We start from the raw sequence: 26,421 nt of genomic DNA, 5'->3' as shown, positions 1-26,421 counted from the left end.
CGGACTACAGTTGCCGGAACGGCGAGCCCCGGATGCGCCCGCCCCCGATCTCGAATCAACCCGACACGGAGCGACTCAGGGATGCAAACCAGGCCATTCATGCACGGATCCGATCCGGGCGAGGTGCGGCCCGAGCCGATTCGGCTCGGCGCACGATCGAGCGCGCGCCGCCTCGCCATCGGCCTCTCGAGCCTGCTCCTCGCGGCCCTGTCGAGCGGCTGCGCCCAATCGCCGGGCTTGCCCGGACAACTCGCCGAGCTGAGCTGCATCGGCGGATGCCAAGGTGTCCGAGACCAATGCAACGCCGATGCGCGCTACAGCTATCGCCAATGCCAGGCGGGCTACAGCGAGGCGTTCGTCGACTACCGCTGGTGTCTGGCCTCCGCCTTCGAGCGCTCCGAATGCGGTTATCCTTGGTGGTCGTGCGCGGAGAACCTCTACGGCTACTGCGCCAATCGCGCCACCGAGTGCGCGCAAGCCTGCCGCGCCCGCAGTGCACCCTGACCCCAACTAAACCGCGTCCATACCGCACCGGGCGCGGTTTAAGGCGATTTCCGGGAATGAGCATCCCGGCCGTGCATGCCTCCAATGGTTACCGGGCGACTAAAGTCGCCCCTTGTTGGTCGATGCATTCCCGGAAATCACCTAAAAGCAAAACGTAGGATGGGTAGAGCACAGCGAAACCCATCCTCCCCGCTCAAACGCCCAAACCCAACCTCCCCCGCACCAAACCATTCGCCCCCATCAAGCCCCGCGGCGCCAAGCCGTCCCGTTCGCTCCATCTTCGAGACCGATGCCCGCCTCCGTCAGCAGCGTGCGCAGCCGATCGGCCTCGCCCCAATCCTTGGCGGCGCGGGCCGCGATACGCGCCTGAACCAGGCTCTCGATCTCCGCGTCCGACAGGCCTCCGGCGTCGGCCCGGCCGCGCAGATAGCGCTCCGGATCCTCCTGCAGGATGCCGAGAATACCGCCGAGTCGGCGCAGCACGGCCGCCGGGCCGGCGGCGGCGACGGGATCATCCGCCCGGATGCGGTTGACCTCGCGCACCAGATCGAACAGGACCGCAAGCGCCTCGGGCGTGTTGAAGTCGTCGTCCATCGCGGCATGGAAGCGCTCGGCGAAGGGCGCGGCAACGGACGTATCCACGGCCTCGGGCGCCAGGTCGGGCACGCCGCGCAAGGCCGTGTAGAGTCGGGTGAGTGCCGCACGGGCCTGCTCGAGATGCTCGTCGTCGTAGTTCAGCGGGCTGCGATATTGACTGGTCAAGATGAAATAGCGCACCTCCTCGGGGCGGAAGCGCTGCAGGATCTCGCGCACGGTGAAGAAGTTGCCGAGCGACTTGGACATCTTCTCTTCGTTCACGCGCACGAACCCGTTGTGCATCCAGACGTTCACGAAGGTCTCGCCGGTCGCCCCCTCGGACTGGGCGATCTCGTTCTCGTGATGCGGGAACTGCAGATCCGCCCCCCCGCCGTGGATGTCGAAATGGTTGCCCAGGGCGCAGGTGCTCATGGCCGAGCACTCGATATGCCAGCCGGGCCGTCCCGGTCCCCAGGGCGAATCCCAGGCCGGCTCGCCGGGCTTGGCGGACTTCCAGAGCGCGAAGTCCAGCGGATCGCGCTTGGCCTCGTCGACCTCCACTCGGGCGCCCGCGCGCAGGTCCAGAGGATCCTTGCCCGAGAGCTTGCCGTAGCCCGCAAAGCGCGCCACCGCGTAGTAGACATCGCCGTTCTCGGCGACATAGGCGAGCCCCTTCTCGATCAGGGTGCCGACCATGGCGAGGATCTCGTCCATGTGCGCCGTGGCGCGCGGCTCGTCGGTCGGGGGCAGGATCCCGAGCGCCTCGGAATCCTCGTGCATCGCCCGGATGAAGCGTTCGGTCAGCGCCTGCATCGGCTCGCCGGCCTCGGCGGCACGGCGGATGATCTTGTCGTCGATGTCCGTGATGTTGCGGATGTAGGTCACCTCGTACCCGAGCGCCCGCAGATAGCGATAGACGACATCGAAGACCACCATCACGCGCGCATGACCGAGATGGCAGTAGTCGTACACGGTCATCCCGCAGACATACATGCGCACCTTGCCGGGCTCGATCGGCTGAAAGGGGTCTTTCCGGCGGGTGAGGCTATTGTGGATCTGCAACATGGAATGCACTCGCGAGTGGGTTGGTCCGGGCCGCAGCGGGCCCGGAGCCGAGGTTCCTGCAAGCCCGGCATGGTAGCAAAGCCGAGGATGCGCGCGTGAACCAGTCTTTCCCGGACCGCGCAAAGGCCGTACCATTATTAAACCGCGCCCAGCGCGGTATGCGATGTTTTTAGATGGGATCGGCCCCGGAAAACTTGACGACCGATGGAGTCGACGCGGTTTAAGAGATTAAAAAATATATCATTTTAAACCGCGCCCCCGCCCAAGGGTCGTGTCTCGCATGCTCCGGCAATGGCCGTGGCAGACACGGCGTCGGTCGAACCCAACCCAAACCCGAGTGCGCCGCCGGCGCGCCAGTACAGCCTGCGGAGATCCCCGATGATCAAGCTCACCACCAACCTCGGCGACATCCTCGTCGAGCTGGATGCCGAGAAGGCGCCCAAGACCTGTGCGAACTTCGAGCAATATGTTCGCGACGGTCACTACGACGGGACGCTGTTTCACCGCGTCATCGACGGTTTCATGATCCAAGGCGGCGGCATGACGCCGGACTTCACGCCCAAGCCGACACGCGCACCGCTCGAGAACGAGGCGAAGAACGGACTCAAGAACCTCAACGGCACGCTCGCCATGGCACGCACCATGGATCCCCACTCGGCCACCTCGCAGTTCTTCATCAATGTCGCGGACAACGGTTTTCTGGATTATCCGGGGCAGGACGGCTGGGGCTACTGTGTCTTCGGATACGTCGTCGAGGGGATGGATGTCGTGAACGCCATCCGCGGCGTGCAGACCGGCACCCGTCACGGTCACCAAGACGTCCCGATGCAAGATGTTGTCCTCGAGCAGGCGGTCGTCGCCGAATAAGGCGCCGAGGCAGGACGGGCGTGCCGACCGAAGGCGTCAGCGTCTTCGTCTCCGACCTGCATCTGTCGCCGGATCGACCGGCGACGGTGGGCCTCTTCCTCGCCTTCCTCGCCGGGCGGGCCCGCGAGGCGGATCAACTCTATCTCCTCGGCGACATCTTCGACGCCTGGATCGGCGACGACGACGAGGGCGCGCCCAACGCCGAGGTGAAGGCCGCACTCGCTGCCGTCACGGCCTCGGGGGTCCGCTGTCATCTGATGCACGGCAACCGCGACTTCCTGATCGGTCGGACCTTCTGCCGCGAGACCGGGTGCCGGCTCTTGCGTGACCCGACCCTCGCCCGGTTCGCCGGCGAGCCCACGCTCCTCATGCACGGCGACCTGCTCTGCACCGACGACGTCGCCTATCAGCGGTTTCGCCGCCGCATCCGCAACCCGCTCGTCCAGCGTCTCTTCCTCTGGCGATCGCTCGCGGCACGTCGCCAGGTCGCCGCCGATTACCGCAGCAAGAGCGGGGCCGCGACCGCCGAGAAGACCCTGGACATCATGGACGTCAACCAAGCGACGGTCGCCCGCTACCTGCGCCGCGACGGCGCCACGCGCCTGATCCACGGGCACACCCACCGTCCGGGCGATCATCGCCTGCAGATCGACGGCCGAGAGGCCGTGCGCTCGGTTCTGGCCGAATGGCACCCGGATCAGGGCGAGATGCTGGTCCACGGACCCTCGGGCTGGCACCGAGAGGCCGTACTGCCTTCAATCGACCAACGTGGGGCGACTGTAGGGGCGACTGTAGGGGCGACTGTAGGGGCGACTTTAGTCGCCCATACAAGTCTTGCAGGCACGCACAGGCCCGAGGCTTCGGCCTTTGCGGGAAAGGATCCAACGACGCCTAGGGGCGACTGAAGTCGCCCCTACAGCCCTCTTCTGCGGCAAGCACCCGCGGACGTCTTTCGTGACTCCGGCCATATCGGCACGGGGCGCAAAGCGCCAGGGGCATGCGTGACACCGCCGAGCGGGTGTCGCGAGATCAACTTGTTTTTGACTCGTGACTTAAGGTTCGGTGGCCCGTTTCATGAGCGAAGTCCGGCTGAACGTCGACCACGGCGAAGGAATAGCCGCATTCCTGCGGCGTCATCTGCTCGGCGGCCACCCGCGGATATTTCCGGCAGCTCGGCGGGCGCATCGCGTAGACCGCGCAGCGGCTCAAACCCTGGTCGTCGAAGCGCAGAAAGGGGCAGGGATAGGACAGCTTGCAGCAGGCACCGCAGCGGTTGCACGCGCCCGTTCGAGCCGAGTCGACCGGCAGGAGCGAAGTGAACAAGCGCTTGGTTTTATTTAGCATCCAAAAGGTTTTCCAAAAAAGTCATCGATCTGCCGGCCGCACCTGATCCGGTCTGAGGCGCGGTGTGAAATAGCGATCCGCATCGTCCAGGTCGACCGACTCCCCTGCCGCGTCGACCAGCGGCTGCTCGTAGTCCTTCCATCCGCGCAGCCCCGTCTGCAACGAGCAAACGTCTCCGTAGCCGAGCAGGTTCATCGAATGGGCGGCCATGATGCTGCGGTATCCGGAGCGGCAGACCGCCACGACCTCCCGGTCGCGCGCACGTACCAGCTCCGGGACGGTTTCCTCGTAGCCCCATTCGCACGACGACTCAAGGATACCGCGCGGGACGTTCAGCGACCCGTCGATATGCATGGCCGCGAACTCATCGGGCTCGCGGACATCGACCAGCAGCAGATCCGGGTTCGCCGCAAGCCGCTCCTCCAGATCCCAGGGCATGATCTCCCTGACATCGCTCAAACAGTCTTTGATGAGCTCCAGAAAGTTCTTCATCGCTTATTCCGCATATTAAACCATCGCGTTGCGCTCCGGATCCCGTTCGGACTCCTGTCGGACTCATCCGAGATCGCGGCTCGACCTGCGCTCGCACAGACCGCGCTCCACCGCGATGACGGCCGCCTCCACGCGCGAGTGCACGTCGAGCTTACGCAGAATCGCCTTCACGTGGAGCTTGACCGTCCCGTCCGAAATATTCAGACGGCGGGCGATCGCCTTGTTGCTCTGACCCTCGGCGAGATGGCAGAGGATCTCGTGCTCGCGCGGCGTCAGGTCGGCGATCCGACCCTCGGCCGCCGTGCCCGCGGCCTCGCCCTGGACGGCCTTGGCCAGGACGATCGCCAACTCGGGCGCCACTACCGTCCGGCCTTGGACGATCTCGCTCAGCGCCGCGATCAAGGCATCCGGCTCCATATCCTTGAGCAGATAGCCGTGCGCACCGCTCTGCAGCGACTCGATCACGTCGCGCTCCTCGGCGCTCGTGGTGAGCATCGCAATCGGCATGGTCGGATGGGCCGCACGCAACCGGCGGAGCATCTCGAGCCCACCGAGCTGCGGCATGCGCATGTCCAACAAGACCACGTCGGGCAGGGTCTCGGCGACGCGCTTCAGACCCATCGCGGTGTCGCCCACCGCCGCGACCACCTGGATGCCTCGGCGCTCCAACAACTCCTGAAGCCCGAAACGGAACAGGGCATGATCGTCGATCAGCAACACGCGCATCAGGCCGCCACCCGTCCCTGGCGCGGACCGCGCCGATTGCCGTCGAAGATCACCTCCACCCGTGTGCCCTCCCCGGCCTCGCTCTCGATGCGCAGCTCCGCGCCGATCCGCCGCGCACGCTCCTCCATGATGGTCAGGCCGATATGCTCGCCCGGATTGGATCCCGCCGCCGGGGTGCTGAACCCGACCCCGTCGTCCTCGATCAACAATACATGTTGGCCGTTGGACTCCCGAGCCAGCATCACCCTCACGGTGTGCGCCTTCGAATGTTTGCGGATATTGGCCAACGATTCCTGGACAATCCGCAAGATCTGCAGCTCTTCGCTTGCCGAGAGCTCGAATGGACGACAGTCGTTCTGAAAGAGCACGTGTGCGCCTGTCTCCTGGCCGAATCGATGGGTGAGCTTCTCGAGCGCCGGCACCAGACCGCGTCGGTCCAAGGGCGCACGGAAGCTCGCCAGCAGCTCGCGCAGCTCGGTATGGGCCTCGTCGAGCCCGTTGCGGATGCGGCTCAGGTCGTTGCGCGCCTCGAGCGAGATCGCGCTGCCGCGCAGCGAGTCGGTCAGCATGCGACACTGAAAGCGCAGGCTCGCCAGGGTCTGAGCAAGCGAGTCGTGCAGCTCGTGCGCCAAGGAGTTGCGCTCCTCGACGATCGAAAGCCTCCGAGCCTCCATGTCCGAGCGCTGCTTGGCGATGGCCACACCCAAGTGGTGCCCGACGGTGGCGAGCAGGTCCAGAATGTCTTCGCGGGCCTTCAACCCGGGCCGGTCGACGAAGACGGTATAGACGCCGAGCAGCTCGTCGCGATGCTCCAACGGCACGGTGACCACCTCCATCTCGCTGCTGGCGAACATCCGCCGCCCGTAAACCTTGGAGCAATAGCGCGCGTCGTTCCCGCAGAGGATCTCGCCCGGCGTCAGCACACTCCCGCACAGACACAGATCCACCGGGCCGATATCCTGCTCGCGCACCAGATCGTCGTCCAGACCGATCGCCCCGACGAGACGCCGCGAGCCGTCGGGCATGACCAAACGCACCGTCGCCGCCCGTCCGTTGATCATTTCCTTCAAGACCCGCAGAAAACGCAGCAACAGCTCGTCGACACTCTCCGCCTGCTGGATCCCGGCGGCCACGTCGTAGAGGATCTTCAGCGATGCGGTCTTCTGTGCCAACCGCATGGTCTGGCGTGCGACCCGGTTGTCCATCTCCTCGTAGAGGTCGGTCAGCTCCTCGTTCAGGCTGCGGATGTCGTGCGCCACCCGAGCCAGAACACCGGCATCGTCCAAGGCATCGCTTGCGCCCGGCTCGCCCTGACAGACCCGCGAGAGCGAATGCTCCAGGCGCACCAGAGGCAGCAGCAGTTGGCTGCGCAACCGGCTCCAAAAGAACATAGCGGCGAGCGAGGCGGCGACCAGTGCCGCCATCGCGAGCGGCGCCGCCCAGTCCAGATGCGGCCGCGCACCCTGCAGGGTCAACAACGCGAGCGCCGCGACAAGCGCCGCCCCGACCACGACCAAGGGCACGGCCAGACCGGCCGCGCGCAGGACCTCGCGAACCCGCGACGCCTCGATCTCCTCGCCCCGCTCGGCGAAGATCCGCGCTTGACTCACGCTCACGGCGATACCTCCGGGGCCGGATCCGGAGCCGTTGCGGCTCGCGCGTCCGTCGCTGTGATCGGCACCGGCGCATCCGGCCCCTCGCGCTGCTGCAGATCCCACATGGCGGCATAGTGCCCGCCGGCCTCCAGAAGCGCGCGATGCGTGCCCTGCTCGCGGATGCGACCCTGCTCCAAGACGAGGATCAGGTCTGCGTCCACGACGGTCGACAGACGATGGGCGATGACCAAGGTGGTATGGTTCTCCGCGACCTCCGCGAGCGTTTGCTGAATCGCCTGCTCGGTATGGCTGTCGAGCGAGGAGGTCGCCTCGTCGAAGACCAGGATCCGCGGTTGCTTCAAGATCGCCCGCGCGATCGCCACACGCTGCTTCTCCCCGCCCGAGAGTTTCAGGCCGCGCTCCCCGACCATGGTCTCCCAAGCGTCGGGCAGACTCTCGATAAAGGTTCGGATGTGGGCCATCTCGGCGCAGCGCTCGACCTCGGCGCGGGTCGCCTCGGGCCGTCCGTAGGCCAGGTTGTAGTAGATGGTGTCGTTGAACAAGACGGTGTCCTGGGGAACGATGCCGATGGCCGCGCGCAGGCTCTCCTGGGTGACCTCGCGCAGATCCTGCCCGTCGATCAGGATCCGCCCTGCCGTCACGTCGTAGAAGCGAAACAACAGACGTGCCAGGGTGGACTTGCCGGCGCCGCTGTGACCGACGACGGCGAGGGTCTGGCCGGGCGCAATCCGAAAATCGACGTCCTGCAGGATCGCCCGCTCATGCTGGTAATGAAAGCCGACGTGCTCGAAGCGAATGTCGCCGTCGCGCAGGCGCAACGCCTTGGTGTCCGGGGCGTCCTGGATCTCGGGGCGACGCTCGAGCAGCTTGAAGACCAGATCCATGTCCGCGAGCGCATACTTGATCTGCCGATAGACGATCCCGAGGAAACCCAGCGGGATGAACAACTGGAGCATGAGCGCGTTGACCAGGACCAGGTCGCCGACACTCATCTCGCCCTCGACGACGCCGTTGGCCGCGAAGGCCATGATCAGGGTGACGCCGATCGCGATGATCGCGCCCTGCCCGAAATTCAGCAGCGACATGGAGGTTTGACTCTTGACCGCCATCTCCTCCCACTCCGCGAGGGTGCCGTCGTAGCGGTCGAGCTCCATGCGCTCGTTGCCGAAATATTTGACCGTCTCGTAGTTGATGAGGCTGTCGAAGGCCTGATTATTGGCCTCCGAGTCCAGGCGGTTCATCCGATGCCGGTAGTCCATGCGCCATTCGGTAATGGCGAAGGTGAAGGTGAAGTAGACCGCGACGGTCCCGAAGACGACCAAGGCGAAGGCCGGGCTGTACTGCTTGAAGAGAATCACCGCCACCAGCGTGAACTCCACCAGCACAGGCAGGACGCTGAAGGCGACATAGTTCAAAATGGTGGAGACCGATCGGGTGCCGCGCTCGAGATCGCGGCTGATGGCCCCGCTCTGACGCCCCAGGTGATAGCGCAGCGAGAGCCGGTGCAGGTGATCGAGCACCTTGGTGGAGAGGCGTCGCATGGCGCGATAGCGCACCCGGGCGAAGACCACGTCGCGCAGCTCGTTGAAGAGCGAGGAGCTGAGCTTGAGCGCCCCGTAGACGACCAGGAGCGAGATCGGCAACACCAGCACCTGATGCGGCGTGGCCTCGAAGGCATCGACGATGTCGCGCAGCACCAAGGGGACGCCGACATTGGCCACCTTGGCCGCGATCAGACAGACCAGCGCCAACATGGCGCGCCCGCGGAACTCCCACAGATAGGGCAGCATTCCGCGCAGATTGTGCCAATCTCGACGGTCGGAGTGGATGCGCTCGGTGGCGGCGGTTCGGTTCATGCAAGCCTTTTAAACCGCGCCCGGCGCGGTATGTGATGTTTTTGGATGGACTCGGCCCCGGCAGACTCGACGCTTGTTGGAGCTGGCGCGGTTTAAGTTTTTAAAACGCTATAATTTTAAAGGTATCGCCCGGTCGTTATCCGGTCGGCTCACCGGGCCTTGCTCGTAACTCCGGCCATCGTGCCCCGTGGCGCAGAGCGCCACGGGGCATGCGTGACACCGCGGAGCGGATGTCACGAGCGACTGATGTTTTGGGTGGCCGGTCTTACGCGCGAGGCCGCTCGCCGCGCCGAGCCGCCCGACCAAACCCCTACAGATGAGGACGCATCATGGCAGATCCCACGATGGACAGCACGGGGTGCAGCATGCACGAGCCCTACGCCTTGCAGGTGCTCGGCGACCAGATGGAGCCCGAGTTTCCGGACCGCTGTGTGGTGATCGTCGAGCCGACGGACAATCGCAAAAACAACAGCTTCGTGTTCGCCGAGGTCGAGGGCGTGCGCTGGTTTCGCAAGTATGTCCGCGAGGACAACGGCACCGAGCGGCTCGTCGCCGTCAACCGCATCTATCCCGACATCGATCTCGACGGCCTGGACTGGCACGTCCTGGGGGTCATCATCCAACGCAACATCCGCCGTAAGATCAAACACTACGACTACTCGCAAGAGCCCGAGACCTCGCCGACGGTGGCCATCAAGGATCTGACCGGTCCGTGATGACCGACGATGCCGTACCCAAGCCGCGCGGCGCCCTCGGCGCGCCCGGCACAGCCGAGCCCGTCCGCCCCCGCCGAGCGGGGCCGCGGATGCCGCCCCTGCTCGCCGTTACGGCGGCCGCAATCCTGGCCGCGACCCTGATCGCCTGCTCCCCCGGGGGCGACCCGCCATCGAGCACGAGCCGCGAGCGCGGCGCACTCGATCACCTGGTCGCCACTGTCGTCGTGGAGCGTGCCGCAACGACCGGCAGCCACGAGCGTCCGGGCTCGCTGCGTCATCGCCGCCAAGTGCGTCTCTTCAGCCAGGAGGAAGGCCGGATCACCCTGCTGGAGGTCTTCGAGGGCGACATGGTCCGAGAGGGCGAGGTCCTGATCGCGCTCGAAGACGACCTCCTGCAGGCCGAGCTCGACAAGGCGCGCGCAACCCTGGCGCAGGCGGAGCTCGACGTGGGGCGACTCGAAGATCTCGTCAGCAAGCGCGCCGCCTCGGATGCCGAGCTCTCGCAGGCCCGCACCGCCGTCGCCGTGGCCCGAGGCGATGTCCGACTCCTGGAGACCCGGCTGGCCTTCACCCGGATCCCGGCCCCGTTCGACGGCGTCGTGACCGAACGACTGGTCGAGCCGGGTGATTTCGTCTCGAGGAATACCCAACTTCTGACGATCGCCGATCCGGAATCCTTGGTCGCCGAGGTCTTTGCCTCCGAGCTCATCCTGCCGCGGATGAAGGTCGGCGACCCGGCGCAATTACGCATCGATGCACTCGGCGGGGCGGCATTCCCGGCCCGAATCCTGCGGATTCATCCGAGCCTGGAGCAGACCAGCCGACAGGGCATCGTGGAGTTGACGCTGGAGGATCCGCCCGCGGGCGTGAAGGCCGGACAGTTCGTGCGCGTCACGCTCGAGACCGCTGCGGTGGAGCGCCTGCTGATCCCCTTTCGGGCCCTGCGACGCGATCGCGACGGAGAGCTCGTCTGGCTGATCACGGACGAAGGCCAAGCCGTCCGGCGAAAGGTCAGGAGCGGTCTGCAGATCGCCGATCGCATCGAGATCCTCGAGGGTCTCGCGGCGGGCGATCGGATCATCACGCGCGGGTTTCTCGGTCTGAGCGAGGGTAAAACAGTCAAGGTGGTCCCGGAATGAATCTCGAACACCTCTATTCGGCCGTCGAGCTGGTGCGCAGCGGCTGCTATCGCGACAACCCGCGCGAGGCGACCCGTCTGCGCACCTACCCGGTCATGATCGCGAGCGCCGCCGCGCCGGCGTCGAGCCCGACCGAGGCGTTTCTGCGTGCGACCTGTCTCGCCTACGCCTGGATGCCCGAGCGGGTGCGCATCGAGCAGAGCCTGATGGAATCGGCCGTCGCCGCCTTCGAGGCCGCGCGCGCCTCACCGCAGAGCGCCTCGGATGCCGAGCGTGCCGCTCTCCACGAGCGCGGCACCGACGCCATCGCCGCCTGCCTCAGCTCGGTCGTCGGGGCCTCGATGGTGCTTCACCTCGCCGCACCCGGCATCTTCCCGATCTGGGACGAACGCATCGAGCGCTTTCGCCTGGACGAAGAGCCCTCGCCGTACCACATGGGCCAGGCCCGTCACTATCTGGCCTTTATGGACGAGCTTCGCGACCTCACCGCTCACCCGCTCTTTCTCACCTTCCACAACGACTTCTGCACCGCCTACCAGGCGCGCCTGCAACGCTTGCGGATCTCGCCCTATCCGCTGACCGAGACCAAGGTCGTGGAAGCGGCGATCACGGAGCTCACAGGCGATTAGTGAACCATCAAAAACAACCGAAACCCATCTTGTCCGCGCCGCCACCCGGGTTGGACGTCTGAGCCGTGAAGATGGGTTTCGCTTCGCTCTACCCATCCTACGTTTGACTCTATGTCAGCCAATATCTCCACCTGGTCGGTCCGCCACCCCGTCGGCGTCGTCGCGCTGACGCTCGCGGTGATGGTGCTCGGCGGGGTCTCACTCACCCGGCTCAACATCGATCTGCTGCCGAGCATCATCTACCCGGACATCCAGGTCCGCGTGCTGGATCCCGGCGTCCCTGCAGAGGTCATGGAGAACGAGGTGACCCGCGAGCTCGAGGAGCAGCTCGCGATCACCGAAGGCGTCATCGCCATCCAATCGCGCACCACCGAGGGGCGCAGCGCGATCGACCTGTCCTTCCGCTACGGCGAGGACATCGATCAAGCCTTGCGCGACGCCAGCTCCCGCCTGGATCGCGCCAAGCGTTTCCTGCCGGAAACGGACGACCCACCCATCATCTACAAGCGCGACCCCTTCCAGCTGCCGGTCGCCGAGTATGTCGTCGGCTCGACCCTGCGCGACCCGGTGGAGCTGCGCACCTGGACGGACTACACGCTGGGCCGCTCGCTGATCACGCTCCCGGGCGTGGCCTCGGTCGAGATCGGCGGCGGACTGGAGCGCGAGGTGCAGGTGGTGGCCAACCAGTTCCGCTTGGCCGGACTTGGGATCGACATCCTGGATCTGGAGACGCGTCTGCGCTCCGCCAATCAGGATGTCGCGGCCGGGCGGCTGCGCATGCCGGACGGCGAGATCGGCGGTCGCACCGAAGGGCGCTTCAGGAACGTCCAGGAGATCATCGACCTGCCGCTCAAGCCCGAGGCCGGCGACAACCCGATGGCCCAGATGCGCATCGGCGAGATCGCGCAGGTGATCGACGGGGCGAGCGAGGAGCGTCTGCGGATCCGCCTCGACGACCGGCCCGGGATCAAGCTCGCGATCCAAAAACAGCCGCTCTCCAACACCGTCGCGGTGGTCGACACCGTGGATCGGGAGCTCGCGCGGCTCAAGGCGCAGGGCCAGCTCCCCGAGGACATCCAGATCCAGCGCGTCGACGATCAGGCGCGTTACATCCGTCACTCGCTGAACAATGCCGTCACCGCCGCACTCAGCGGCGCCCTGCTCGCGATGGCCGTGGTCTACATCTTTCTCGGGAGCCTGCGGCGGACCCTGATCATCGGCGCGGCCATCCCGATCGCCGTCCTGGTGACCTTCATCCTCATGGCCGCCAACGGTCTGACCTTCAACATCATGACGCTCGGCGGTCTCGCGCTCGGGATCGGCATGCTGGTCGACAGCACCATCGTGATGCTCGAGAACATCTATCGCCACCAGCGCATGGGGCAAACCACGGTCGTCGCGGCGGACGCCGCCAGCCGCGAGGTCACCGGCGCCATCATTGCCTCGACCTCGACCAACCTGGCCGCCGTCCTGCCGTTCCTCTTTATCGGCGGGCTCGTCGGACTGCTGTTTCAGGAGCTGATCTTCACCATCTCGGCGGCCATCCTCGCCTCCATGGTGGTTGCCTTGACCCTGGTCCCGGCGCTCGCGGGCCGGGTTCCGGCGGGCCGGGAGGGCGCGCTGCGGGGCCTGGTCAATCGCGTGATGGAGGCCTTGCAGGACGGCTATGCCCGGGTGCTCGATCGGCTTTTGCGGATCCGCTGGCTGGTCATACTCGCCTTCGTCGCCGGTTTGGTTTGGACCGCACCCTGGCTCATCGACGCCAAGCAGGAGTTTCTGCCCGCGCTCGACGAGGGCGACGTGCGCATCACCCTGACCGCGGACGCCGGTATCGACCTCGAGGAGATGGATCGCCTGACCCGCCGGATCGAGGCGTTGGTCGCCGAGCAACCCGAGGTGACCGCGATCTTCACCACGGTCGGCGGCTTCGTGTTCGGACGCTCGTCCTTCGAAAGCGCCAACCGCGCAAGTCTGCAGGTCCTGCTCGAGCCGGCGGCGCAGCGCGACGTCGGCAGCAAGGAGTGGATCGCGCGGGTCAGCGGGCTGATCCGCGCACTCGAGATCCCGGGGCTGCGGGCCTCGCTCGTCACGCGCGGGATCCGCGGCATCCGGTTCAGCCAAGGCGACGACGACGTCAGTCTGCGCATCGCCGGCGAGAACCTCGACACACTCGCGGATCTCGCCGATCGGGTCGTCGAGGCGCTCGCTGCCGTGGAGGGTCTCGGCAACCTCCAGCACAGCAGTCAGGACGTCACGCGCGAGATCTCCATCCGGCTCGATCCGCAGCGCGCCGCGAGCTTCGGTCTGGCCATCGAGGATATCGGTGCCGTGCTGAGGTTTGCCCTGGAGGGCCGCATCGTCACCGAGTTGATCGACGGCGACCGCTCGGTCGATCTGCTGCTGCGACTGGATCGAATGGACATCGCCGCGCCGGGCGATCTGGACTCCATCGTGCTGTTCAGCAAGACCGAGCCGCGACGCCCCTTGCGACTCGGCGATGTCGCGACCGTCGAGATCCTGGCCCAGCCCTCGACCATCCTGCGCGACCGCCAGCAACGCACCGTCGAGATCACCGCCTCGGTCGGCGAGGGGTCGACGCTTCAACAGGCGATCGAGTCGGCACTCGCCGCGTCGGCGCAGGTCCCGCTGCCGCCGGGCTATCGGCTCTACGAGGCCGGCGGTCTGGAGACCCTCAAGCAGGGCCAGGACATGAGCCGGATCCTGCTCGGGCTCGCGCTCTTTCTGGTCCTGGTCGCGATGGCGGTCCAATACGAGTCGGTGCGCAATCCCGTCATCATCCTGATCTCCGTGCCCTTCGCCTTGATCGGGGTGGTGCTCGGCCTGCAATGGACGGGGCTGCCGGTCTCCATGCCGGTTTGGCTCGGGCTCATCATGCTGGCCGGGATCGTGGTCAACAACGCGATCGTGCTGGTGGAATTCATCGAGCTCGAGCGCCGCGCCGGTCTGGATGCGCGCACCGCCATCCTCGAGGCGGCGCGCCTGCGTCTGCGCCCCATCCTCATGACCACGCTCACCACCGTCGTGGGCATGCTCCCGCTCGCGCTCGCGCTCGGGGAAGGCTCGGAGATGCTGCAACCGCTCGCCGTCACCATCGTCGCGGGACTATCCTTCTCCACACTGGTCTCGCTCGTGCTGGTGCCCCTGGTCTATCGGGTCCTCGCGGCGCGAACAACGGCGGAGACCCCGACGGACTCGGCAGACCTCGGTTTGACGGCTGCGCGTTGACAGAGCCCAGGATATTCGCCTCTCGGTCGTCATCGGGGTGCCCGCACCCATTTGTCTGTCGCCGCATGGGCGAATCAATTCGCCCCCTACACCCGATCGCTCCGCTCGGTAGGCGAATAGATGCGCCCCTATCGCGTGGCGGGCGGGACCGAGGGATATGCGGGCGGCTCGGGCGACGCGGGGGCGTCCATCAACCCTGCGGGCATCGGAGGCATGGGCGACACGCCCATCGGGTCGCGCACGTAGGACGGAAAATCCGGATTGGTCCAACCCGTCTCGGCCAGCTTGCTCGCGGGCGGACGCAGGCGCGAGGTGTAATCGAGCACGGCTGCCTGGTGACGCGGCGTGAAGCCGTCGATCTTCTTGACCATCTTGGGGTCTGAGTTCTTGCGTCGACCCATGCGGATCGCATCGAACTGGCGCATCAGATAGAGATAGTGCTGGCCCGCGATCGCCGGGATGTGCTCCGCCTCGTTGCCCTCCCCGTGATCGCCGTGACATTTCGTACAGTGCTCCGCGTAGACCTCCCGTCCCAAGGGCAAATCCTCCCCCGACCCGAGCCCATTGTCGGGTGTCATGGGAAGCTGCGCCACATAGGCCGCCACGTCGGCGACACTCTGAGGTCCACCGAGGATGCGCGGGACCGAGAAGGGATACATGAGCGGGTTGTCGCGATTGCGTGCCCGGATGTCCGCGAGTTGTTTGATGATGACGGTGCGTAGCTGTCCGGCAATCTGCGGATAGGTCCCGTCGGGCGCACCCCAGCCTTCCGGACGATGGCAGACCGCGCAGGTCAGATAGACCTTGCGCCCGTTCTCCGGATCGGGCGTCAGCGCCATCACCTGCTCGTATTCGATCCGGGCGGTCTCGGCCCGGCTATGGGCTGGTGTTTGATCAGAATCCAGAGCGGATGTTTCAGCGGGTTCTTGGGCCTGGACCGCCCACGGGATGATGCCCAAGAGGGCGATGGACAAGCCGATCGCAAATACGGGGCGAGACATCTTGACCTCCAAACGAAGAGACCGGAACCGGGCCGGCTACAGGATGCTCGACCCCGGCGCGCCATGGAAGATCCGCACGCCGCGGGGCCGGCAACCCGGCATGAGCCCGGCATGCGCATTGGAAAAACGGGCCGCATCACCGCGGCCCGGCGAGGCGATCCCCGATCGACGCGGCCTCAGAGACCCTTCAGCCCGCTCGTCACATTGGCCTGGAAGATGGCCTTGTGCACGTCGCCGATGCTGAGCATACCGACCAGCCGCCCCTCGTCCGCAACCGGGATACGCCGGAAGTTATGCCTCACCATCACGGTCGCCGCGCGCAGCACATGCATCTGCGGATCGACCGTCACCGGACGGGGGGTCATCAGCTCCTCGGTCTTCAGGCCCAGGATCTCCGAGTAGCGCGCCATCTCCTTGTCGAGGTCGACAGAATGCAGCCCCTCGGCGATGAGCTTGTCGAGCTTCGGGAAGAGGCTATGCAGCAGATCCTTCTCGGCGATGATACCAATCAACTTTTCGTTGTCGTCGACCACCGGCAGACCGTGAAAGCGATAGAGACACATCAAGGACGCCACCTCGACGATCCGGGTATCGGGATGCACCGAGCGGACCGATCGACTCATCACATCTTTGACTTTCATCTAGGCCATCCTCCGTTGTGTTGTTGTCGGCCGCATTCGCGAGACAGAGGCGTGCGCCTCGCGACGGCCGTCCGGGCATTATAGACAGGTCCACGCCGATCATCGCAGTCGGAGCGCCTCGCAAAAGACCACCCGGTCGGCCCCTAGGGACAAGCGCGGGCGCAGTCCACCGAACCCCGCGCCGGCGCTGGTTGACTGCGCTGCGCTTGTCCCTACGGGGGCTTGTCCAGCCGCTCCGATCGGCGACCTGGACGGCAAGGATCCGTAACGCCCGCTCGTCGTGTCCCGCCGAGCCCCCGCCGACACCCGCAAGCCCGCCGTCGAACCCGTGCAGGGCGTGGCGCCACCGCGCTTTATCCACAGGTCGCCCACAGCCTGATCCACCGCTTTTACACAAGATCTTGTGGTTGACGGATTTCTTAAACAACATATATTGTGCCTGTCGCCTAGTGCAGCTCGCCAGATGTGTCGAGACCATTCGTTGTCGTTGTCGTTGTCGTATCGATCGTCGATGACGACCACGACCACGACAACGAAGACGATCGCGGACGGTCTCGGAATCTCTGCACCGCTCGACTAGCGTCCGATCGGCCGTCCAAGCCGAGGATCACCCACCAGACCGACCCCGCCGTCACACTGCACCCCAGGAGGAGCCATGTCCACCGAGAGCCCGTCGTTGGTCGAATCCACGCCCGCCGAAGACGCCGTCGCCCGCCCCGGACAGCCCGCGCAGCCGAGCCCGGCCCGGCACAGCGACTCGGCTCCCGAGATCGTCGCCCACACCCCGGGCAAGGTCCAGGTCATCCGGCGCAACGGCAAGGTCACCCATTTCGACGCCAACAAGATCATGGTCGCCATGACCAAGGCGTTCCTCGCGGTGGAGGGCGGCTCGGCGGCGGCCTCCAGCCGCGTCCACGACCGGGTGCGCGAGCTCGCCGAGCAGGTGACTTCGGCCCTGACGCGGCGCCTGCCCGGCGGCGGCACCGTCCATATCGAAGACATCCAGGATCAGGTCGAGCTCGCCTTGATGCGGGCCGGCGAGCACAAGGTCGCGCGCGATTACGTCCTCTACCGCGAGGCCCGCGCCCGCGAGCGTGCCGAACGTGCAGCGGCGAGCACGCCGGCCGAGGCCGCGCACCCGCTCTCCGTGACACTCGCCGACGGCAGCACCCGCCCGCTGGATGTCGCGCGCCTGACCCGTCTGCTCGAAGAGGCCTGTCGCGATCTCGATGCCGTGGATGCCCGGGCCATCCTGACCGACACCCTGCGCAACCTCTTCGACGGCGTGCGCGAGGCCGACGTCGGACAGGCGCTGGTGATGTCCGCCCGCGCCATGATCGAAAAAGACCCCCAATACAGCCAGGTCGCCGCCCGGCTGCTGCTCGACGTGCTGCGCCGCGAGGCACTGGGCTTCCTCGGGCTCGCCGTCGGTGTCGAGACCCAGGCCGATCTGGCCGAGCGTTACAGCGACTATCTCGCGGCCTACATCAAGCGCGCCGCCGATCTGGAACACCTCGACCAGCAGCTCGCCCGCTACGATCTGGCCCGCCTCGGCGCCGCACTCAAACCCGAGCGCGATCTGCAGTTCACCTATCTCGGCCTGCAGACCCTCTACGACCGCTACTTCATCCACACCGCCGACGGCATCCGCTTCGAGCTGCCTCAAGCCTTCTTCATGCGCGTCGCCATGGGGCTCGCCATCAACGAGATCGACCGCGAGACCCGCGCCATCGAGTTCTACGAGCTGCTCTCGAGCTTCGACTTCATGAGCTCGACCCCGACCCTCTTCAACTCCGGCACCCTGCGCCCCCAGCTCAGCTCCTGCTACCTCACCACCATCCCGGACGACCTGGACGGCATCTACGGCGCCATCAAAGACAACGCACTCCTGTCGAAATTCGCCGGCGGCTTGGGCAACGACTGGACCCGTGTGCGCGGCATGGGCGCGCACATCAAGGGGACCAACGGCAAGAGCCAGGGCGTGGTGCCTTTCATGAAGGTGGCGAACGATACGGCGGTCGCGGTCAACCAGTGCTTCGCACCGGAGACCACCGTTTTTACCGCCGACGGCCCCAAGCCGATCGCGGACGTGCGGGTCGGCGATCTGGTGCTGGGTCAGCGCGGCCGCTACCGCGAGGTCACCGAGCACTTTGTCTACGACCAGAAGGGCGCCCCCATGGTCCGGGTGGCGGTCAAGCATTCGGTCAATGATCTGGACGTCACCGCCGGTCATCCCTTCTGGGCCATCCAAGGCGTGCCGATGGAGCAATCCATCGAACGCACGCTCGGCCAGATCGAGCAGGCCCGCTTCCGACCCGAGTGGGTCGAAGCCGGCCAGCTGACGCGCGGGGACTATGTGGCTCAGGTCATCCCCGCCGAAGTCGTTCCGGTCCCGCAGCTCACCCAAGCGGATGCACGCTTCTACGGCATTCTGATCGGCGACGGGCACCTCACGCGCCGCAGCGAGTTCGGTGTCTCCGGCAACCCGGGGCGCGACTGCGGACATCTCCAGTTCGTCCGCGACTATCTCACCGAGCGTGGCATCCACTTTTGGGAGAATGGACGGGGCAACGAATACATCCAGATCAAGTGGTCCGTCGGCCGGGGCTTAGCCCGTTGCGCGACCACCGGCCGCTATGTCGGACTGGACGAGGCTTATCTACCCTTCAGCTACGAAGACCTCTACGACGCAGGCGGCAAGAAACGCATCGCCCGCCGCTTCAGCCATCTGCCGCACAATCAGGCGCTGGCGCTCGTCCAGGGACTTCTGGAAACCGACGGCGGGGTGAGCCGCGGCAAAGAGATCTATTTCACCAGCACCTCCGCCGCGCTCGCCGAGGGCTTGCGGTATCAGCTCCTGCGGCTCGGCATCCCCTGCGCCGGTCAGTATCGCGAGCGCGACACTGCCCACACGGGCACACGCGGTGACGGCTCGGTGGTCTCCTTCACCGGCATCACCCGCGTCTTCGATCTGCGCATCCCGGCCGTTCCCGAGATCGCGGAGCTGGTCGGCGTCCCGGCGCTCACCAAGCGGAACTGGTTCCGCCTGGGCAACTGGATCTTCACGCGGGTCAAGTCGGTCACGTCCATCGCGCCGGTCGCCAAGGTCCACGACCTCAAGGTCGAGGGCGACGAGACCTACATGACCGCCGCGGCGCTAGTCCACAATGGCGGGAAGCGAAAAGGCGCCGTCTGCGCCTATCTCGAAACCTGGCACGTCGACATCGAAGAGTTTCTGGATCTCCGGAAAAATACCGGTGACGACCGCCGCCGCACCCACGACATGAACACCGCCAACTGGGTGCCGGACCTCTTCATGAAGCGGGTCGCCGAGGATCAGCACTGGACCCTCTTCTCGCCCGACGAGACCCCGGATCTGCACGACCTCACCGGACTGGCGTTCGAGCAGGCCTATGTCGGCTACGAGGCGCGTGCCGCGCGTGGCGAGCTCAAGGTCAGCAAGCGGATCAAGGCCGTCGACCTCTGGCGCAAGATGCTCGCCATGCTTTTCGAGACCGGACACCCCTGGATCGCCTTCAAGGATCCGTGCAACCTGCGCTACACCAATCAGCATGTCGGGACCGTGCATTCATCGAATCTGTGCTGTATCACCGCTGACCAGCGTGTCGTGACCGATCGCGGTTTGCTGACGGTCGGTGAGCTTTACGCGCTTGGCGGAACCAATCAGGTCGTCGGGTTGGATGGGGTTTATCACGCCTCCGAGATGCTGCTGCCGAGACCCAATGCACCGATCGTGCGGATTGAGACGCGTGAAGGCTATTCCCACAAAGTCACCCCGGATCACAAGGTTTGGGTGAAGGATCAGGGCTGGGTCGAGGCACAGGATCTCAAGCCTGGCGACAGGCTTCTCATACAACAGCTCGAAGGACTCTGGGGAACGCAAAGTGATCCAAAGCTCGGCTATTTAATGGGATTGATCGCCGGCGACGGAACCTTCGGCAAACACAACGTCTTCATCGATATCTGGGAGGCGGATTTCGGGACGATTCCGGATATTCGGCAAGACGTGCACTATTTGCTCGAAGGCAATACGGTGTTGCGGACGACATCCAGCAACCAACCCGAGTTCAGCTTCGACGAGGTGCACCGCAAGGCACGCCTCGCCTCTGCACCGTTGCGTCGACTGCTCGCCGAGCATGGATTTACCCCGGAAACAAAGACCTGCATCCCTGAGCTGGTCTGGTGCGGAGACCGTGAGACCGTTGCGGCCTATCTACGCGGCCTCTATCAGGCCGACGGCCATCTGCAGAGTGGTCCTGAGATCACGTGCCTTGTGCTCGCCTCGAAGGATCTGGCGTTTATCCAGGATCTTCAGATCCTTTGGGCCAACTTTGGCGTCAAGACGTCGATCAACCAGATGCGCGGGCATGAGCTCAAGGCGCTACCGGACGGGCGTGGCGGTACAAAAGAGTATTGGAGCAAACCGCTCTACCGACTTCTGATCACCTCGGTGAAGGGCTGCCGAATCGCCGAGGACGTGACCGGCCTCGCGGCACATAAAGGCACCGATGTTGCCGCTCGACACCTCCAAAACATCACCAAACCGGGCTATGCACAGAAGCTTTGGGCGACCTTCTCGCACCGCACTGAATTGCCGAACGAGGATGCCTACTGCCTGACGGTCGACTCGGAAACCCATGCCTGGACCGTCAATGGCATGATCACGAAAAATACTGAAATCACACTACACACCAATGATTTAGAGATCGCCGTCTGCAATCTCGGCAGCGTCAATCTGGCCGCGCACGTGACCGAAAAGGGGCTCGACACCACGCGTCTGCGCAAGACGGTCAGCACCGCCATGCGGATGCTCGACAACGTCATCGACTACAACTTCTACAACGTCCCGCAAGCGCGCAACTCCAACCTGCGGCACCGCCCCGTCGGGCTCGGCATCATGGGCTTCCAGGACGCCCTCTATCAGCTGCGCATCCCCTACGCGAGCCTCGAAGCGGTGCAGTTCGCCGACCACAGCATGGAGGCCTTCAGCTATTACGCGATCCAGGCCAGCACGGATCTCGCGCAGGAGCGCGGGCGCTATCAGAGCTTCGAGGGCTCGCTCTGGAGCCGCGGGATCCTGCCGATCGACAGCATCAAACTGCTCGCGGATGCACGCGGCAGCTATCTGCAGATGGACACCGGCACCACCTTGGATTGGGACGCCCTGCGCGAGCGGGTGCGCAGCGTCGGCATGCGCAACTCCAACTGCATGGCCATCGCCCCGACCGCGACCATCAGCAACATCGTCGGGGTCAGCCAGTCGATCGAGCCGACCTACCAGAACCTCTTCGTCAAATCCAACCTCTCGGGCGAGTTCACCGTCGTTAATCCCTACCTGGTGGTCGACCTGAAGGAACGGGGGCTTTGGGATTCGGTGATGGTCAACGATCTCAAATACTACGACGGCTCGATCCAGCAGATCGACCGCATCCCGGACGATCTGAAGGAGCTCTACGCCACCGCCTTCGAGGTCGACGCGCGCTGGCTGGTGGAGGCCGGCAGCCGCCGCCAAAAGTGGCTCGACCAGGCCCAGAGCCTCAACCTTTACATGCGCGAACCCAGCGGCAAGAAGCTCGATAATCTCTACAAGCTGGCGTGGGTACGGGGACTGAAGACGACCTATTACCTGCGCTCCATGGGCGCCACCCATGTCGAGAAATCCACGCTGGACGACACCGGCAAGGCCAACCGCCTCAGCGCCGTCGGGGGCAACTATCTCACGATGGACAAGGCGAAAGGCAACGGCGCCGCCGCGCCCGCCGCCTGCGCCATCCTCGACCCCGAGTGCGAAGCCTGCCAGTAGGGGCGACTTCAGTCGCCCCGTGGTCCCGCACGACGGTTAGAGGCATGTAGGGGCGACTTCAGTCGCCCGGTATCGGAGAGGGCGACTGAAGTCGCCCCTACCCGCCCCTACCCACCCCTACCCACCCCCGCACGGACGATGGAGCCCCGAAATGACCAACGCAACACCATTGATCGCACACCACGGCGCCGTCGACGGCGTCACCGGCTCCTGCCACGAGCTGATGCTCGGCGACGGCCGCTCGGTCCTGATCGACTGCGGGCTCTTTCAAGGTGCGGAGACCGCCGCGGACGGCTCCGGTGCCGACCGCCCGGGCATCGGCTTCGCGGTCGATCGGATCCAGGCGCTGATTCTGACCCATGTGCATATCGACCACGTCGGGCGCCTGCCCCACCTCCTGGCCGCCGGCTATCGCGGACCCATCCTCTGCAGCGAGGCCTCGGCGGAGCTCCTTCCGCTGGTCTTGGAGGACGCCCTGAAGGTCGGCGTCACACGCGATGCCGCCCTCATCGAGGCCGTCCTGCGCGGGCTGCGCGCACGCCTGGTCCCCCTGCCGTACGGGGACTGGTACCCCTTGATCAAGGGCGATCCCGCGCTGCGCATCCGTTTGCAGCAAGCCGGTCACATCCTCGGCTCCGCCTATGTCGAATGCGACCTGACCCGCGCCGGGACCACCACGCGCGTACTCTTCTCGGGTGACCTAGGGGCGCCGCACACCCCGCTGTTGCCGGATCCGACCCCGCCGGACCCCGCCGATGTCGTCGTGCTGGAGAGCACCTACGGCGACCGCATCCACGAGGACCGCAGCACACGTCATCAGCGCCTGCGGGCCATGGTCGAGCACGCCTTCGAAGACGGCGGCACCCTCTTGATCCCGGCCTTCAGTATCGGACGCACCCAAGAGCTGCTCTACGAGCTGGAAACCCTGGTGCATGAGAACCGCGGCACCAAAGGTACCGGAGACAAGTGGCAATGGGGGGATCTCGCGGTGGTGTTGGATTCACCGCTGGCGGCGGACCTGACCGCCGGCTACCGGCGACTGCGCGCACACTGGGACCGCGAGGCCAAGGCCCGCGTTGCGGCCGGGCGCCACCCGCTCGCCTTCGATCGGATGCTCACCGTCGACGACCACGCCGCACATCTGCGCATGGTCGAGTACCTTGCGCGCGAGCATCGGCCCGCCATCGTGATCGCCGCGAGCGGCATGTGCGCCGGCGGGCGGATCGTCAATTATCTCAAGGCGATGCTCGGCGATCCGCGCCACGACGTGCTCTTCGTCGGCTATCAAGCCGCCGGTACACCGGGACGCGACATCCAGCGCTATGGACCCCGCGGTGGTTATGCCGAACTCGACGGGCGCCGCTACGACATCCGCGCCCGCATCCACACCATCGGCGGCTACTCCGCCCATGCCGACCAACACGACCTGCTCGACTTCATCGGCGCCATGTCCACTCCACCCCGAGAGGTGATCCTCGTCCACGGCGAGCGGGGCGCCAAAACGGCCCTCCGAGACGCCTTGCTGCAGTGCTTTGCCGGGATTAAGGTCCGCATTCCCTGAGCCCGAGCCTCTCGTCGCTGTAAGCCGCACGACGGTCAAAACCCTTTTGCCTTCGCGGCGCAGGCGACAAAAAGGCCGATACGATCTCCGGCAAGGCGATCCGGAGATTTCCTTGCCCTTGGGAGGCTCGAAATCGAGCCAGACAATGTCGTTGCGGTCAGGCACGCACCCAAGGCGCGTTCGTAGATCTCGGCCTGTCCGCGGTTGACGCTGAGGAGATTGGCGCGGGGTCCGGGAAGCGGCTCGAAGCCGATCAACCGGGCCGCGGGCCACCGGTGCGGGCATCGACGGCGAACTGTCCTGTGTTGGCGCCGAAGTCGATGACGGTGGCGACGCGTGGTCGCATGCGAGGGCAACGTCGTGCTCCAGGGTGGCGGCCACGCCGTGCATCCGGGTGTGGGCCAGCTGGCGGGGGTTCACGAAAATCGCCTTGTTTCCGGAAATCACCTAAACCGCGTCTCCACAAAGGTCGGAAAAATCCTTGAGCCCGACACAACATGAAAATAACGCATGTCGCTCTGGACGCGGTTTAAGGGGCGACTCAAGTCACCCCTACACCTGGGCAGATCCTTTCACGGAAATGGCTCCATGGCGTGGTAAGCGAGGCTGAAGTCGCCCCTTGAACGTTCGGTGGTCAGGCAGAGCGGCGGATGTCTGCGATGGGTATCGTCAGGGTAATTTGGCGATGCAGCAGCTCGATCAAGAGTTGGGCTCGGCGCTCGCCTTGGTGGACTTTGAAGATGGCTTCAAGCCCGCGGAAAGGGCCTTCGATGATCTCGACCTTCTGTCCCGAACAGAGCTCGGATTGAGCGGGACGGGCGTCGAGACGACGCCGAATCTCCGCGATCATGGCATCCTGGACGGGTAAGGGCTCGCGGCCGAAGGACACCAGGCGTGCGACACCACGGGTGGAGCGCAACGGATACCAGTTGTCGACCCAACGACGCAGACGAATGAACAGATAGTTGGGGAAAAGCGACTCCTCGACGACCACGCGCCGCCCACGACGGATCCGCTCGACCATGATTTGCGGGTGGAAAACGCTGTAGCCCTGCAGGACGAGATTCACCTCGGCGCGCTCGGCCTGCCGCGGCTTGGCCTGCACCAGATACCATTGGGGCGCGGCTTCCACGTCGGTCTCGCAATTCATCGTGCACCGCCTCGATCAGGTTACTTCACCGACGATCTGTCGACTCTGTTGCTCCAATGCCCGGGATAGACTGTGCACGTAGCGCGCAACCAGCAGGTAGGCAACGAAGATCGCCAAGGCCAGGTAGAACATGACCGCTTCGCCGATTTGATTCAGAAAACCGAAGACACCGATTCCCGTCAACAAGATCGCGACGGCCAGCATGAGGATCAGTGCCTTACGTGTACTTTGGAAAACGCGGGACAGGAAGTGGTGGAGGTGGCCGGCATCGGCGCTGAAGGGAGAGACGCCTTGCAGGATCCGCCGACCCATGACGCGCAGCGTGTCCATCAGCGGTATGGCGACGAGCCAAAGTGCCGTCACCGGGTCGATACTCCCGGCCGGCCCTGCGGCATCGACCAGGGCCCAGACCAGGATGTAGCCCAGCAGGAGGCTTCCCGCGTCGCCGAGGAAGATCTTGCGTCCGGTCACACCGAAAAGCTCCAGATTGCACACCAAATAAGGAATCAACGCCGCGATCGTGGTGAGCAACAGGATTTGGATCGGGCCGATCTGGGGTGCGAGGAACAGCAGCGCTCCGAGCGCGATCAGGATCAGGCCGCCGGCCAAGCCATCGATGCCGTCGATCATGTTGACGGCGTTGATGACGCCGACCATCGCAAACACGGTGAAGGGTACGGAAAGCAACCCGAGATCGATCGCTCCGAAGCCGAGCAAATTACCGAGCGAGGTGAGCGTGACCCCGCACCCGAGGGTCAGCAACAGTGCTGCAACAACCTGCGCCACGAGACGCACCCTCGGGCCGAGCCCGAAGCGGTCGTCAAGGACACCGACCAACACCAGGAGGGCGGCACCGGCCATGCCGTAAAGATGCGGCGCGGTGAACGGCAAACTGAGCAGAGTGCTCGCGGCGAGGCCCGAAAAGATCGCGATCCCGCCGATCGGCGGAACGGAATGGCGATGGACCTTGCGCCGTTCGCCAGGGTGATCCATCAGACCGATCATGGGTGCTACGGGATAGAGCACAGCCAGAACGACGCTGCTGATGAGAAACGCGACACCCATGTCCAAAATCGTCATCACCGGATGTGCGCCGACGTGAACCCGAGGAGAGCCATCAGATCGTGTTTGATCATATCCATCTCCTCTCCATCCAGGTCAACCGGATTCCACAAATCGTCCATAATGATCCTCGAAACCTTATGTTTTGATCTCGCCATGGAGGCAACCGATGTCCGGTTTCGAGATTATTGCGCAACGTTTTACCCGCTTCAGGGCAAAATCACAAGTCGTGAAACTCTCTTGCGAATGCGCAATGATCGAACCAATGAGAACGTCCTTGTCATGCGCCACCTGCGTTCAAGCGGATCCGTGAGGGCCGCCTCCGGCACGTCGATACGAGATCCGTAGAATCCGAGCGTCCGCCCCACGGACGTCGAACAGAATGGCCATGGTGCCCGTGCGGTCG

The 26,421-nt window shown here is 65.1% G+C and carries 20 protein-coding genes and 1 pseudogene; 10 read left to right on the top strand and 11 right to left on the bottom strand.

Going from position 1 to position 26,421, the window contains the following annotated elements:
• Positions 1-81: 81 nt before the first annotated feature.
• Positions 82-504, top strand: a complete 423-nt coding sequence (locus KFB96_RS24190) for a hypothetical protein (RefSeq protein WP_300970937.1) — start codon at positions 82-84, stop codon at positions 502-504.
• 240 nt (positions 505-744) lie between these two features.
• On the opposite strand, the gene cysS is transcribed toward KFB96_RS24190, so the two are convergent.
• On the bottom strand, positions 745-2,145 hold the full coding sequence (gene cysS, locus KFB96_RS24185) for a cysteine--tRNA ligase (RefSeq protein ID WP_213456074.1): 1,401 nt from the start codon (positions 2,143-2,145) through the stop codon (positions 745-747).
• A gap of 378 nt (positions 2,146-2,523) precedes the next feature.
• Here cysS and KFB96_RS24180 point away from each other — a divergent pair, with 378 nt between their 5' ends.
• Both KFB96_RS24180 and KFB96_RS24175 read left to right on the top strand, forming a co-directional pair.
• On the top strand, positions 2,524-3,012 hold the full coding sequence (locus KFB96_RS24180; protein ID WP_213456076.1) for a peptidylprolyl isomerase: 489 nt from the start codon (positions 2,524-2,526) through the stop codon (positions 3,010-3,012).
• A 20-nt stretch (positions 3,013-3,032) separates the two neighbouring features.
• A complete protein-coding gene (locus tag KFB96_RS24175) occupies positions 3,033-3,917 on the top strand; it encodes a UDP-2,3-diacylglucosamine diphosphatase (RefSeq protein ID WP_366931449.1) in 885 nt (294 codons plus the stop codon).
• A gap of 124 nt (positions 3,918-4,041) precedes the next feature.
• On the opposite strand, the gene KFB96_RS24170 is transcribed toward KFB96_RS24175, so the two are convergent.
• The 5 genes from KFB96_RS24170 to KFB96_RS24150 form a co-directional block, all read right to left on the bottom strand.
• The gene (locus KFB96_RS24170) at positions 4,042-4,356 is read right to left on the bottom strand and encodes a hypothetical protein (protein WP_300970934.1); all 315 of its coding nucleotides are present in this window, start codon (positions 4,354-4,356) and stop codon (positions 4,042-4,044) included.
• Between the two features lie 21 nt (positions 4,357-4,377).
• Positions 4,378-4,848 carry a rhodanese-like domain-containing protein gene (locus KFB96_RS24165; protein ID WP_213456078.1) on the bottom strand — a complete coding sequence of 157 codons (471 nt, stop codon included), beginning with the start codon at positions 4,846-4,848 and terminating at the stop codon, positions 4,378-4,380.
• Positions 4,849-4,911: 63 nt separating this feature from the next.
• Entirely contained in the window at positions 4,912-5,574 is a 663-nt protein-coding gene (locus tag KFB96_RS24160; RefSeq protein WP_213456080.1) for a response regulator transcription factor, read from the bottom strand.
• On the bottom strand, positions 5,574-7,196 hold the full coding sequence (locus KFB96_RS24155; protein ID WP_213457000.1) for a histidine kinase: 1,623 nt from the start codon (positions 7,194-7,196) through the stop codon (positions 5,574-5,576). Before KFB96_RS24155 ends, KFB96_RS24160 begins: the two co-directional genes overlap by 1 nt.
• Entirely contained in the window at positions 7,187-9,046 is a 1,860-nt protein-coding gene (locus tag KFB96_RS24150) for an ABC transporter ATP-binding protein/permease (RefSeq protein ID WP_213456082.1), read from the bottom strand. Before KFB96_RS24150 ends, KFB96_RS24155 begins: the two co-directional genes overlap by 10 nt.
• A 329-nt stretch (positions 9,047-9,375) precedes the next feature.
• On the opposite strand from KFB96_RS24150, the gene KFB96_RS24145 reads away from it, so the two are divergent.
• From KFB96_RS24145 to KFB96_RS24130, 4 genes are all read left to right on the top strand, one after another.
• Complete coding sequence (locus KFB96_RS24145) at positions 9,376-9,762, top strand: S24 family peptidase (protein WP_213456084.1); 387 nt, start codon at positions 9,376-9,378, stop codon at positions 9,760-9,762.
• Positions 9,762-10,901 (top strand): efflux RND transporter periplasmic adaptor subunit, encoded by a 1,140-nt coding sequence (locus KFB96_RS24140; protein ID WP_213456086.1) that lies wholly within the window; start codon positions 9,762-9,764, stop codon positions 10,899-10,901. The genes KFB96_RS24145 and KFB96_RS24140 overlap by 1 nt, the downstream gene beginning before the upstream one ends.
• Entirely contained in the window at positions 10,898-11,530 is a 633-nt protein-coding gene (locus tag KFB96_RS24135) for a hypothetical protein (RefSeq protein WP_213456088.1), read from the top strand. Before KFB96_RS24140 ends, KFB96_RS24135 begins: the two co-directional genes overlap by 4 nt.
• 111 nt (positions 11,531-11,641) lie before the next feature.
• Positions 11,642-14,776 (top strand): efflux RND transporter permease subunit, encoded by a 3,135-nt coding sequence (locus KFB96_RS24130; RefSeq protein ID WP_213456090.1) that lies wholly within the window; start codon positions 11,642-11,644, stop codon positions 14,774-14,776.
• 128 nt (positions 14,777-14,904) lie between these two features.
• Here KFB96_RS24130 and KFB96_RS24125 read toward each other — a convergent pair whose 3' ends face one another.
• Positions 14,905-15,777 carry a c-type cytochrome gene (locus KFB96_RS24125; RefSeq protein ID WP_213456092.1) on the bottom strand — a complete coding sequence of 291 codons (873 nt, stop codon included), beginning with the start codon at positions 15,775-15,777 and terminating at the stop codon, positions 14,905-14,907.
• 176 nt (positions 15,778-15,953) lie between these two features.
• Positions 15,954-16,418 carry a CBS domain-containing protein gene (locus tag KFB96_RS24120; RefSeq protein WP_213456094.1) on the bottom strand — a complete coding sequence of 155 codons (465 nt, stop codon included), beginning with the start codon at positions 16,416-16,418 and terminating at the stop codon, positions 15,954-15,956.
• 655 nt (positions 16,419-17,073) lie between these two features.
• Here KFB96_RS24120 and KFB96_RS27715 point away from each other — a divergent pair.
• From KFB96_RS27715 to KFB96_RS24110, 3 genes and pseudogenes are all read left to right on the top strand, one after another.
• Positions 17,074-19,281 (top strand): annotated as a pseudogene (locus tag KFB96_RS27715) (ribonucleotide reductase N-terminal alpha domain-containing protein); the annotation flags it as partial.
• Between the two features lie 279 nt (positions 19,282-19,560).
• Positions 19,561-22,242: a ribonucleoside-diphosphate reductase subunit alpha gene (locus KFB96_RS27710; protein ID WP_367115062.1), complete on the top strand. Its 2,682-nt coding sequence runs from the start codon at positions 19,561-19,563 to the stop codon at positions 22,240-22,242.
• Positions 22,243-22,393: 151 nt separating this feature from the next.
• On the top strand, positions 22,394-23,803 hold the full coding sequence (locus KFB96_RS24110) for an MBL fold metallo-hydrolase (protein ID WP_213456096.1): 1,410 nt from the start codon (positions 22,394-22,396) through the stop codon (positions 23,801-23,803).
• Positions 23,804-23,838: 35 nt separating this feature from the next.
• On the opposite strand, the gene KFB96_RS24105 is transcribed toward KFB96_RS24110, so the two are convergent.
• From KFB96_RS24105 to KFB96_RS24095, 3 genes are all read right to left on the bottom strand, one after another.
• A complete protein-coding gene (locus KFB96_RS24105) occupies positions 23,839-24,060 on the bottom strand; it encodes a hypothetical protein (RefSeq protein ID WP_213456098.1) in 222 nt (73 codons plus the stop codon).
• A 377-nt stretch (positions 24,061-24,437) separates the two neighbouring features.
• Positions 24,438-24,953, bottom strand: coding sequence for a transcription/translation regulatory transformer protein RfaH (rfaH, locus tag KFB96_RS24100; protein ID WP_213456100.1), 516 nt, complete (start codon positions 24,951-24,953; stop codon positions 24,438-24,440).
• 15 nt (positions 24,954-24,968) lie between these two features.
• Positions 24,969-26,033 (bottom strand): undecaprenyl-phosphate alpha-N-acetylglucosaminyl 1-phosphate transferase, encoded by a 1,065-nt coding sequence (locus tag KFB96_RS24095; RefSeq protein ID WP_213456102.1) that lies wholly within the window; start codon positions 26,031-26,033, stop codon positions 24,969-24,971.
• Positions 26,034-26,421: the final 388 nt, after the last annotated feature.

It is taken from the genome of Thiocapsa sp. (assembly GCF_018399035.1).
Classification (GTDB): Bacteria; Pseudomonadota; Gammaproteobacteria; order Chromatiales; family Chromatiaceae; genus Thiocapsa.
Note: the sequence above shows the minus strand (reverse complement) of the source record. Positions and strands in the feature narration are given on the sequence as shown.

What these genes read in the sequence shown, in the direction of transcription:
- cysS (WP_213456074.1), bottom strand. Translation starts at nt 2,145, where the DNA reads ATGTTGCAGATCCACAATAGCCTCACCCGCCGGAAAGACCCCTTTCAG.
- KFB96_RS24165 (WP_213456078.1), bottom strand. Translation starts at nt 4,848, where the DNA reads ATGAAGAACTTTCTGGAGCTCATCAAAGACTGTTTGAGCGATGTCAGG.
- KFB96_RS24140 (WP_213456086.1), top strand. Translation starts at nt 9,762, where the DNA reads ATGACCGACGATGCCGTACCCAAGCCGCGCGGCGCCCTCGGCGCGCCC.
- KFB96_RS24135 (WP_213456088.1), top strand. Translation starts at nt 10,898, where the DNA reads ATGAATCTCGAACACCTCTATTCGGCCGTCGAGCTGGTGCGCAGCGGC.
- KFB96_RS24130 (WP_213456090.1), top strand. Translation starts at nt 11,642, where the DNA reads ATGTCAGCCAATATCTCCACCTGGTCGGTCCGCCACCCCGTCGGCGTC.
- KFB96_RS24145 (WP_213456084.1), top strand. Translation starts at nt 9,376, where the DNA reads ATGGCAGATCCCACGATGGACAGCACGGGGTGCAGCATGCACGAGCCC.
- KFB96_RS24110 (WP_213456096.1), top strand. Translation starts at nt 22,394, where the DNA reads ATGACCAACGCAACACCATTGATCGCACACCACGGCGCCGTCGACGGC.
- KFB96_RS24160 (WP_213456080.1), bottom strand. Translation starts at nt 5,574, where the DNA reads ATGCGCGTGTTGCTGATCGACGATCATGCCCTGTTCCGTTTCGGGCTT.
- KFB96_RS24190 (WP_300970937.1), top strand. Translation starts at nt 82, where the DNA reads ATGCAAACCAGGCCATTCATGCACGGATCCGATCCGGGCGAGGTGCGG.
- rfaH (WP_213456100.1), bottom strand. Translation starts at nt 24,953, where the DNA reads ATGAATTGCGAGACCGACGTGGAAGCCGCGCCCCAATGGTATCTGGTG.
- KFB96_RS24150 (WP_213456082.1), bottom strand. Translation starts at nt 9,046, where the DNA reads ATGAACCGAACCGCCGCCACCGAGCGCATCCACTCCGACCGTCGAGAT.
- KFB96_RS24120 (WP_213456094.1), bottom strand. Translation starts at nt 16,418, where the DNA reads ATGAAAGTCAAAGATGTGATGAGTCGATCGGTCCGCTCGGTGCATCCC.
- KFB96_RS27710 (WP_367115062.1), top strand. Translation starts at nt 19,561, where the DNA reads ATGACCGCCGCGGCGCTAGTCCACAATGGCGGGAAGCGAAAAGGCGCC.
- KFB96_RS24170 (WP_300970934.1), bottom strand. Translation starts at nt 4,356, where the DNA reads ATGCTAAATAAAACCAAGCGCTTGTTCACTTCGCTCCTGCCGGTCGAC.
- KFB96_RS24095 (WP_213456102.1), bottom strand. Translation starts at nt 26,033, where the DNA reads ATGACGATTTTGGACATGGGTGTCGCGTTTCTCATCAGCAGCGTCGTT.
- KFB96_RS24125 (WP_213456092.1), bottom strand. Translation starts at nt 15,777, where the DNA reads ATGTCTCGCCCCGTATTTGCGATCGGCTTGTCCATCGCCCTCTTGGGC.
- KFB96_RS24180 (WP_213456076.1), top strand. Translation starts at nt 2,524, where the DNA reads ATGATCAAGCTCACCACCAACCTCGGCGACATCCTCGTCGAGCTGGAT.